The organism is Pseudomonas sp. PS02303 (assembly GCF_029959925.1).
Taxonomy (GTDB): Bacteria; Pseudomonadota; Gammaproteobacteria; order Pseudomonadales; family Pseudomonadaceae; genus Aquipseudomonas; species Aquipseudomonas mandelii.
Genome location: NZ_JASCOM010000579.1, coordinates 1 through 303 on the forward strand (window position 1 = coordinate 1; position 303 = coordinate 303).

The 303-nt window shown below is 63.4% G+C and carries 1 protein-coding gene; it reads right to left on the reverse strand.

Annotation, left to right across the window (positions count from 1 at the left end; translation table 11 throughout):
- The coding region (locus QMX98_RS34940) for a hypothetical protein (RefSeq protein WP_282412107.1) at positions 1-303 on the reverse strand (303 nt) is incomplete at both ends.

Consider the following 303-nt stretch of genomic DNA (forward strand, 5'->3'; position numbering starts at 1 on the left):
AAGTGCCGGGGGTGATCGGGCCGGCGTTTTCGCCGACGGTCACGCGGTCGGCGCCTTGGGTGTCGTTGGTCAGCACATTGCCGTTGAGGGTCAGCAGGGTTTCCGAAGCGGTGCCGGCGTTGCTGTCATCCACGGCTTGGGGCAGGTCATCGACGATGTTGACGTCAAGGTTGCCATTGGCGGTGGTGCCGTTGTCATCGACCACGGTGACGGCGAATTGCTCGGAGATCCCGTTGGCACCGTTGGCCGTCGGATGCGCTTCGTTATCGGCCAGGGTGTAGCTGTAACTGACTACGCCGGTCG